This is a genomic window from Butyribacter sp., from assembly GCF_056818865.1.
In genome coordinates this window covers 33,826-42,389 of record NZ_DBLYGC010000024.1, presented here as the reverse complement: position 1 = coordinate 42,389, position 8,564 = coordinate 33,826, and the positions used below count along the sequence as shown (strand labels likewise).

Here is an 8,564-nt window from a genome sequence, read left to right as displayed (position 1 = left end):
TAATTATAGATTATATCATTCTTCCAGCAGTTATTGTCGGATTAGGCTTTATATTGTATGGACAGTTCAAATACAATAAAGGAATTTTTTGAGAATCAGGGCGGTATAAAGATGGAATTGAACACAATATCAGGTTTGGCGATAGCGGGAGTTATCTGCTCCGTTGTCCTCTCAATGGGGGTACCGATTGCTTTGTTCATTGCAGGAAGGGTGAAGCTTAAGGCAAGGATTTCCTCGTTCTTTATCGGAGCAGGAACCTATCTGCTGTTTACCATGCTGTTGGAGCAGCAGTTGCATGTTCTTGTCATTCAGTTCTGCGGACTGAACGCACAGAGCAGGCCATGGCTTTACTATGTGTACGCGGCTTTTACAGCGGTTCTTGCATATGGGATTCATTTTATCGTGGACTTCTTTGCCGTGGCAGGTTCAGCGCTTCTTCCCATCTATGTGATTGAAATTGGTGTCTTTGTGATGGCAGCCGGAACTCTTGTTATGGCGCTGAAGATGGGAAGGATGGAAGAACTGTGAATTCCAGTTTTCTGCTATCATAAAACAGAATATATCTGACAGAACGCACCGTAGAAATACGGTGTTTTTTGTTACCCAAAACCCATAATTCAATACATAACCACAGGTTAGTACAAATAACTTATTAAGCAGAGTTTTCGCTGTGTTGTGGTGCATTGCCCAAAATATTTATCGAAAAGGAGAACAAAGAACTATGAAAATGATTGAAAATGAAATGAATGTAACTGTACCTCTTGAATAATTAGGCTTTATAGCGTAAAATAAAAAAGTACCCTGTTCAAAACGAGTGCGTTGTTAAAATGTTATATCATTTTTATAATGTATAGCTGGCATCTCTGTTTTATTTACATTTAGACCAGTGCAGGAGGAATGCGCGGCTGCAGGGTATTTTTTTGATGCAAAGAATGCACAGAAGTGAAAGTGAGGCTCAAAATGAGATTACATCCGATTATTACATCATTGCTTGAACAGGATATGTATAAATTTTCAATGGGACAGGCAATATATCATCAATTTTCCGATTATAAAACGACATGGACATTTAAATGCAGAAACGAGTATGTTTATTTTACGGAGGAAATGGTAGAAGAGATAAGGGAGCAGATTAAAAATTTCTGTAAGCTCAGATTTACAGAGGAAGAATTGGAATATTTAGACAATATAAAATGGATAAAAGGTTCATATGTTGATTTCCTTAGATTATGGCAGCCGAGGTATGAGGATTTTTCGATTACAACTGACGGAGACAGAGGACTTTCAATAGAGACAGCAGGGACATGGTTAAATACATCAATGTATGAGATACCGACACTTGCGATTGTGAATGAAGTATATTTTAGAATGGCATACGATTATGAAAGTCTGCTTAAAAGCTTTAAAGAGAGACTTCTTGAGAAAAAGTGGATGATTGAGAGTGGTGGTTACAAACTTGGCAATTATTCGGAATTTGGACTTCGCAGGAGACTTTCAGCAGAGGCACAGGAGTATGCTATCGAGGAATTAAACAGTGCCAAAACAAAAGAGTCGGTGTTTGTCGGAACGTCAAATGTGTATCTTGCAAAGAAGCATAAACTTACACCTGTCGGAACAATGGCACATGAATGGATTATGTGTTCAGGTCAGGGAAATAAAAAACATAACCCGGCATATTCAAACTGGTATGCACTTGATGCATGGGTAAAAGAGTACGGTGTGTTAAACGGAACGGCACTTACCGACACAATTACAACAGATTGTTTTTTGAGAGATTTCCAATTGACATATGCAACTCTTTTCAGTGGAGTGCGTCATGACAGCGGAGACCCTGTAGAATGGGGAGAAAAAATGATAGCCCACTATAAAAATCTAGGTATTGACCCGGAGATGAAAACACTTTTGTTTAGTGACAGTCTAGATTTTAAGCGTGCGGATATGATAAGAAAACATTTTGAAGGGAAAATAAAAGTTGCATTTGGAATAGGAACTTACATTTCAAACGATACGGATGTTGATGCACTTAATATTGTTATGAAAGTTACAAAGTGCAATGCGACAGATGTTGCAAAAATATCTGATACTCATGGAAAAGAAATGTGCCAGAATCCGGAATATGTCGATTATCTGCAAAGATGTATTGATTGGAGAATGAAAAACGAGTAAAAAGACAGAAAAGTGTGCAAAATAAATTTATGTGTTAAGCAGTTAAGCCATAACCACACAAGAAAAAAAAATACAAAAATATAATGATAAAAAGTATCAATATACATTCTTGACAAGATACCCCCACAAGGTATATATTATGAAAAACGTGATATATACCTTGTGGGGGTATTGTGTTATTGTTTTAAATAAAAACCGGAAATTTACAAACATTTTGAAAGGAATGGTGATTTATTATATATGGAACAAAATCAGATAGCTGGGGATAATGATATTGAAATGCCTGATATTGCCGATACTTCAGAAAAAAAATGCTGTTGCTGCGGCAATACAAAAAAAACTGAGCGTGCCCAGACGGACAAAAAGAAACTTATGAACCGCCTTAGCCGTATTGAAGGGCAGATTCGTGGAATTAAGAAAATGATTGAAAATGATGCTTATTGTAATGACATACTTATACAATCAGCAGCTGTGAGTGCGGCGGTAAACGCATTTAACAGGGAACTCTTGTCAAATCATATTCATTCTTGTGTTGTAAGAGACATAAGAGAGGGAAATGACGAGGTTGTAGATGAGCTGATGGGGACATTGCAGAAGCTTATGAAATAAATAGTTTGAAAAATTATGGGAAATGGAGGATAAAATGGAACAGTTTAAAGTTGCGGGAATGCACTGTGCTGCCTGCAGTGCCCGTGTAGAAAAAGCCGTTTTGAAAGTGCCCGGTGTGACTTCATGTGCAGTCAGCCTTTTGACAAATTCAATGGGTGTTGAAGGTGATGCGGATGCACAGACTATTATATCTGCTGTAAAACGGGCGGGATATGGAGCGTCATTGAAGGGTGAAAATGAAAGCTCAGAGGCGGCAGAGGCAGGACTTGAAGATACGGATACGCCTGTACTTAGAAAACGTCTTATAGCTTCGATAGTTTTTTTAGTTGTTTTAATGTATTTTTCTATGGGACATATGATGTGGGGCTGGCCGCTTCCTAAGTGGTTTGATGGAAATCATGTTGCTATGGGACTTTTACAAATGATTCTTGCGGCGATTATTATGATAATAAACCAGCATTTTTTTATAAATGGTTTTAAAGGTCTTATAAATCGTTCGCCTAATATGGATACGCTTGTAGCACTGGGCTCAATGGCATCGTTTGTGTGGAGTGTGTATGTATTATTTGCCATGACGGGAGCACAGGCTGCTGGGGATGAGAAAGCTGTCATGGATTATATGATGGATTTTTATTTTGAGTCTGCGGCAATGATTCTTACACTTATAACAGTGGGAAAAATGCTTGAAGCACATTCTAAGGGAAAAACAACAGATGCACTCAAGGGGCTTATGGACCTTGCACCTAAAACGGCAGTAATAGTAAAAGATGGCGAGGAAAAAACTGTTGCTGTAAAGCGTGTGAAAAAAGGAGATATTTTTGTTGTTAAACCGGGTGAGAGTATTCCTGTAGACGGGGTTATAACAGAAGGCGGCAGTGCCGTAAATGAATCCGCACTTACAGGTGAAAGCATTCCTGTAGACAAAGAAGTCGGAGATATGGTATCGGCGGCTACGATAAACCAGTCGGGATTTATTAAATGTGAGGCAACACGAGTTGGAGAAGATACAACATTATCACAGATTATAAAGATGGTTAGTGATGCGGCTGCAACAAAAGCTCCGATAGCAAAAATTGCCGACAAGGTATCAGGTGTATTTGTTCCTGTTGTCATTATTTTTGCAATCATAACGACAATCGTATGGCTTATAGCAGGAAAAGAAGTCGGTTATGCACTTGCCAGAGGTATTTCAGTGCTTGTTATCAGTTGCCCTTGTGCACTCGGACTTGCTACACCGGTTGCGATTATGGTAGGAAACGGTGTGGGAGCAAAAAACGGTATTTTGTTTAAGACGGCGGTTTCAATTGAAGAAACGGGCAGGATAAAAATAGTTGCACTTGACAAAACAGGTACGATAACAAAGGGAGAACCTAGAGTAACAGATATAATTCCGATGAGAGAATATGATAACGAAACTTTGTTGAGACTGGCATATTCTCTTGAGATAAAAAGCGAACATCCGTTGGCAAAGGCTATTGTTAATGAGGCGGAATGCAGAAATATAAAAGCAGATGCTTTAGAAGATTTCAAAGTGCTTCCTGGAAATGGTCTTACGGCATCATATAATGGAAACAGGATTACAGGAGGAAGTTTTAAATTTATAAGTGAGCAGGCAGAAGTATCGGATGAATTTGGCAAAAGGGCAGAAAAGCTTGCAGAGGAAGGAAAAACACCGCTTCTTTTTATGCAGGATGATAAAGTGTGTGGTATTATAGCCGTAGCAGATATAATAAAAGAAGACAGTCCGGCAGCAATCAGAGATTTAAAAGATATGGGAATTAAGGTTGTCATGCTTACAGGTGACAACGAGAGAACTGCAAATGCAATAGGAGCACAGGCAGGAGTTGATGAGGTAATAGCAGGTGTTCTTCCTGATGGAAAAGAAAGTGTGATAAGAGAACTTATGAATCAGGGAAAAGTTGCAATGGTTGGAGACGGAATCAACGATGCACCGGCTCTTACGAGAGCCAACGTAGGAATTGCAATCGGTGCAGGTGCCGACATAGCTATGGATGCGGCAGATGTTGTTCTTATGAAGAGCAGATTAAGTGACGTTCCGGCAGCAATCAGACTCAGCAGATATACAATAAAAAATATTCATGAAAATCTGTTTTGGGCATTTATATATAATATTATCGGAATACCGCTTGCGGCAGGTGTCTGGATACCGATATTCGGCTGGACATTAAATCCGATGTTTGGTGCTCTGGCAATGAGTTTATCCAGCTTTTGCGTTGTGACAAATGCATTGAGGTTAAACTTTGTAAAGATAAAAAATTAAAACAATAGACATTCATTATCATAAATAAAATAGATATTTATTGATAATGATGCAGACAGGAGGAAAAAGCTATGATAAAGACAACAGTAGGAATTGATGGAATGATGTGTGGAATGTGTGAGAGCCATGTAAATGATGCTATAAGAAAATCATTTGATATAAAAAAGGTATCATCTTCACACAGCAAGAAGAAAACAGAAATAATTTCTGAGGAAGCAATAGATGAAGATAAGCTTCGTGCTGTTATAGACGAAACAGGATATACAGTATTATCGGTAGACTCAGAACCATACAAGAAAAAAGGATTTGGATTTTTTAAATAAAAAATGTTTATCTAAAAATCACAAAAATAAAAAATCATAAAGTAAAAGTGACGAAAAACAATGTTTGTTGCACTGTATGTATGAACAGTAATCAAATGCGTTTTTGGTCACTTTTTTCTCGTTTTGTGTCACTTTTTTTCTCGTTTGGTTGACATGTGAAAAGGGGTAAATTATAATAGTAGTATTAAGGTTCTCAGGGTGCAGTGCGCCTTTTGGATTAAAAAATATAAACAAATTTTGCATAGGCAAAGTGATTTTATAGGGAGGAAGAGTATATGAATCGAAAAAAGAAGAGTATGAGAAAGCGGATTTTGGCATGGGCACTGGCAGCCGGAATGGTTGTGTCAGGATACAGCGGAAATGGTTTTGTGATGACATCATTTGCGGCAGAGAGTGCGGCAGTTGAGACAGGGAAGTTCGGAAATAAGAGCGAGTTTACATATACAATAGAAAAGAATAAACTGACGATAAAAGGAAATGGGGATATGCCTAATTTTGACAGTGGGGCTGCTCCGTGGAAAAGCAGACTTTCATCGACAGGCAGTGATGGCATAAAAGTCATTGAAATAGATAAAGGAATTACTTCTATAGGAAAGAATTCCTTCAATGTTGCAAGTGGTTCAAGCATCAGCGAAAAGAATTCTGTCAGTGAGGTAATATTACCACCTACGCTTAGTGAGATTAAAAGTAAAGCATTTGCTAATTTGAAGAAACTTGACACAATTATCATAGGGACTTCAGGTACTATTGCAGTTGACGCATTTGAGGGTTCAAAGTCTCCTGCAAAATGGTGCTATCTCGGAGATGGTATTTGTCCGACAGATTTTGGTGGGATATCGTTACAGGATGAAAGTGGAACAAAGGATGTTACCATTACCATGACAAAACATTATTATGACAGTGAGGGTAAGGCAGAAAGCGGTAGTGCCACTACAGATAAATACATACCAAAAGATATAGCTGAGGGAACTTTTTATGATGGTACATCGTATAATATAAAAAATTTCCCGAGCGGAAAAGATAGTGAATATACATGGTATACTGATGAAAAGATGACAGGAACTGCATTTAAATATACGGATATTACACAAAATGGAGTGAGTCTTAACTTATACGGAAAGAAGAAAACCGTTTCGCCATCGACAGCATCGACTGCGACACCAGCACCGACTAAAGATCCGGTTTCTCCTAAACAGCAGCCGGTTATCGGAAATGTAACCTGTGTAGGAACAGTTTCACCTACAACGAGTTATGACAAGGTTACATTGACAAGAACAGACACTACGGTTCCGGGAACATTGAAGTTAAAGCCAACTGATTTTGGCAGAAGCGGAAGTAATCAGTGTGATTATGTATTTACACCGACAGACACAAGTAAATATGCGGAAGTTACAGGAAAAGTATGGGTAAATGTTGACAGAGATACATTGACATCTATAACTGCTGACGGAACTTTACAAAAAGGGACTTATAAATATGGAGAAAGTTTTGATATAAGTGGTTTGAAAGTAACAGCGCACTTCCAAAGCGGAAAGTCGAAGGATGTTACAAATTATATAAAGGCAACTGAACTGAAAGTTGGAACTACAAGTGTTGACATTTCATATACGTTTGACAGTGTTATGAAGAAAATTACATATACCGGATTTGTAGTTGGAAAGGGAGATATTCCTTCAGGAGCACCTAAAGATACTGAAGTGGATAATACAATAAAGACTGTAAGTGCGGCGGCAACTGCTGTTTTGGGTACAGGAAGCAGATGGCAGTTTGATTCAACAAAATTAAGCACAGTGATTCCGGCAGGCGGTAATGTTGAGGTTACGGCAACATACGGAGGAAGTGATGCTTCAAGCTATACAACTATAACGAAAACTGTCAAGATAAGCAGAAAGGCATGTGTCGAGGACAATAAGATTGTCTATACAGGAGCCGGAGAAAGTGCACCTACATGTACTACGGCAGGTGTAGGTCATACAGTGTGCAGCAAGTGCGGTGACGTTATGAGAACCAATATATCTGTAGCGGCATTGGGACACAATATAGAGTATGTGGCAGCAAAGAGTGCAACATGTGTAGAAAAAGGAAATGATGCTTATTATAAATGCAAAAATTGTGGAAAGACATATGTAGATTCAGCAGGAAAAACAGAAATTAAACCTAAAACATATGATGCATTAGGTCACAAATTTGACGGACAGACACCGACATACACTTGGTCATCAGACCATAAGAGGTGTGACGCTTCAATAACATGTAAAGTGTGCAATAATAAAGTGACAGAGACAGCACAGAGTGTTTGCACAACATTGCAGGAAGCTACATGTCAAAGTGAAGGTGAAGCACTTTATATGGCTGATTTTAAAAATACCGCATTCAGTGTACAGTTTGAATATGGAAAACTTCCAAGAACAGGTCATTTTCTTAAAAAGATAGAGAGAGTGGAGGCTACTGACACAACAGAAGGCAATATTGAATATTATGAATGTACAGTATGTCATAAGCTGTTTTATGACAGTACAGGTTCAATGGAGATTACTGATAAGTCAAGTATAGTAATTCAGCCTAGTGGAGTGACACCTACTTCGAAGCCGGCAGAGACAGCGACTCCAGCAGAGACACCAAAGCCGTCACAGGTTACGCCAAAGCCGGTTGATACAAGTGTCCGTGATACATCAGGGGCAATTTACAGGGTTACAAGCTCAGATTCAAAAAAACCGACAGTAGAGTACAAGAAAACAACGGCTGTTGTAGGGGGAAGTGTCAAGATAAAAAGTTCCGTAAAAGTATTGGGAATTACCTATAAAATTACTGCCATAGCTGCCAATACATTTAAGAACAACAAAAAAATCACAAGTGTGACAGTTGGAAGCAATGTAACTTCTATAGGAAAAAGTGCATTTGAAAAATGTAAAAAATTAAAGAGCATAACGCTGAGCAAGAATGTTGAAGATATTGGAAAAAATGCCTTTAAAAATTGTAAAAATTTGAACACGATTACTATTAAATCAACTAAACTTGATGTTGATGGTGTTAAGAAAGGTGCATTTAGCGGAATCGGCAAAAAAGTTGTTGTGAAAGTTCCTAAGAGTAAATACTCTGCATACAAAAAGTTATTAAGGGAAAAAGGTCTTAATAAAAAAGTCAAAATAAAGAAAATATAGAATATTTATATAAAGTGATTGTTA

General features: G+C 38.1%; 6 protein-coding genes. All 6 read left to right on the top strand.

The genetic code is table 11. The annotated features are described in order from the left end of the window. Positions 1 to 111 precede the first annotated feature (111 nt). The 6 genes from ACZLXV_RS11140 (at position 112) to ACZLXV_RS11115 (ending at position 8,540) form a co-directional block, all read left to right on the top strand. Positions 112 to 528: a YhfC family glutamic-type intramembrane protease gene (locus ACZLXV_RS11140; RefSeq protein ID WP_482383475.1), complete on the top strand. Its 417-nt coding sequence runs from the start codon at positions 112 to 114 to the stop codon at positions 526 to 528. A gap of 432 nt (positions 529 to 960) precedes the next feature. Further along, positions 961 to 2,166, top strand: coding sequence for a nicotinate phosphoribosyltransferase (pncB, locus tag ACZLXV_RS11135; RefSeq protein WP_482383474.1), 1,206 nt, complete (start codon positions 961 to 963; stop codon positions 2,164 to 2,166). Positions 2,167 to 2,445: 279 nt separating this feature from the next. Continuing rightward, positions 2,446 to 2,775, top strand: coding sequence for a metal-sensing transcriptional repressor (locus ACZLXV_RS11130; protein WP_482383476.1), 330 nt, complete (start codon positions 2,446 to 2,448; stop codon positions 2,773 to 2,775). Positions 2,776 to 2,809: 34 nt separating this feature from the next. After that, a complete protein-coding gene (locus ACZLXV_RS11125; RefSeq protein ID WP_482383473.1) occupies positions 2,810 to 5,056 on the top strand; it encodes a heavy metal translocating P-type ATPase in 2,247 nt (748 codons plus the stop codon). Positions 5,057 to 5,127: 71 nt separating this feature from the next. Next, the gene (locus tag ACZLXV_RS11120) at positions 5,128 to 5,379 is read left to right on the top strand and encodes a heavy-metal-associated domain-containing protein (RefSeq protein WP_482383472.1); all 252 of its coding nucleotides are present in this window, start codon (positions 5,128 to 5,130) and stop codon (positions 5,377 to 5,379) included. Positions 5,380 to 5,654: 275 nt separating this feature from the next. Continuing rightward, positions 5,655 to 8,540 (top strand): leucine-rich repeat domain-containing protein, encoded by a 2,886-nt coding sequence (locus ACZLXV_RS11115; protein ID WP_482383471.1) that lies wholly within the window; start codon positions 5,655 to 5,657, stop codon positions 8,538 to 8,540. Positions 8,541 to 8,564: the final 24 nt, after the last annotated feature.

What these genes read in the sequence shown, in the direction of transcription:
- ACZLXV_RS11140 (WP_482383475.1), top strand. Translation starts at nt 112, where the DNA reads ATGGAATTGAACACAATATCAGGTTTGGCGATAGCGGGAGTTATCTGC.
- pncB (WP_482383474.1), top strand. Translation starts at nt 961, where the DNA reads ATGAGATTACATCCGATTATTACATCATTGCTTGAACAGGATATGTAT.
- ACZLXV_RS11130 (WP_482383476.1), top strand. Translation starts at nt 2,446, where the DNA reads ATGCCTGATATTGCCGATACTTCAGAAAAAAAATGCTGTTGCTGCGGC.
- ACZLXV_RS11125 (WP_482383473.1), top strand. Translation starts at nt 2,810, where the DNA reads ATGGAACAGTTTAAAGTTGCGGGAATGCACTGTGCTGCCTGCAGTGCC.
- ACZLXV_RS11120 (WP_482383472.1), top strand. Translation starts at nt 5,128, where the DNA reads ATGATAAAGACAACAGTAGGAATTGATGGAATGATGTGTGGAATGTGT.
- ACZLXV_RS11115 (WP_482383471.1), top strand. Translation starts at nt 5,655, where the DNA reads ATGAATCGAAAAAAGAAGAGTATGAGAAAGCGGATTTTGGCATGGGCA.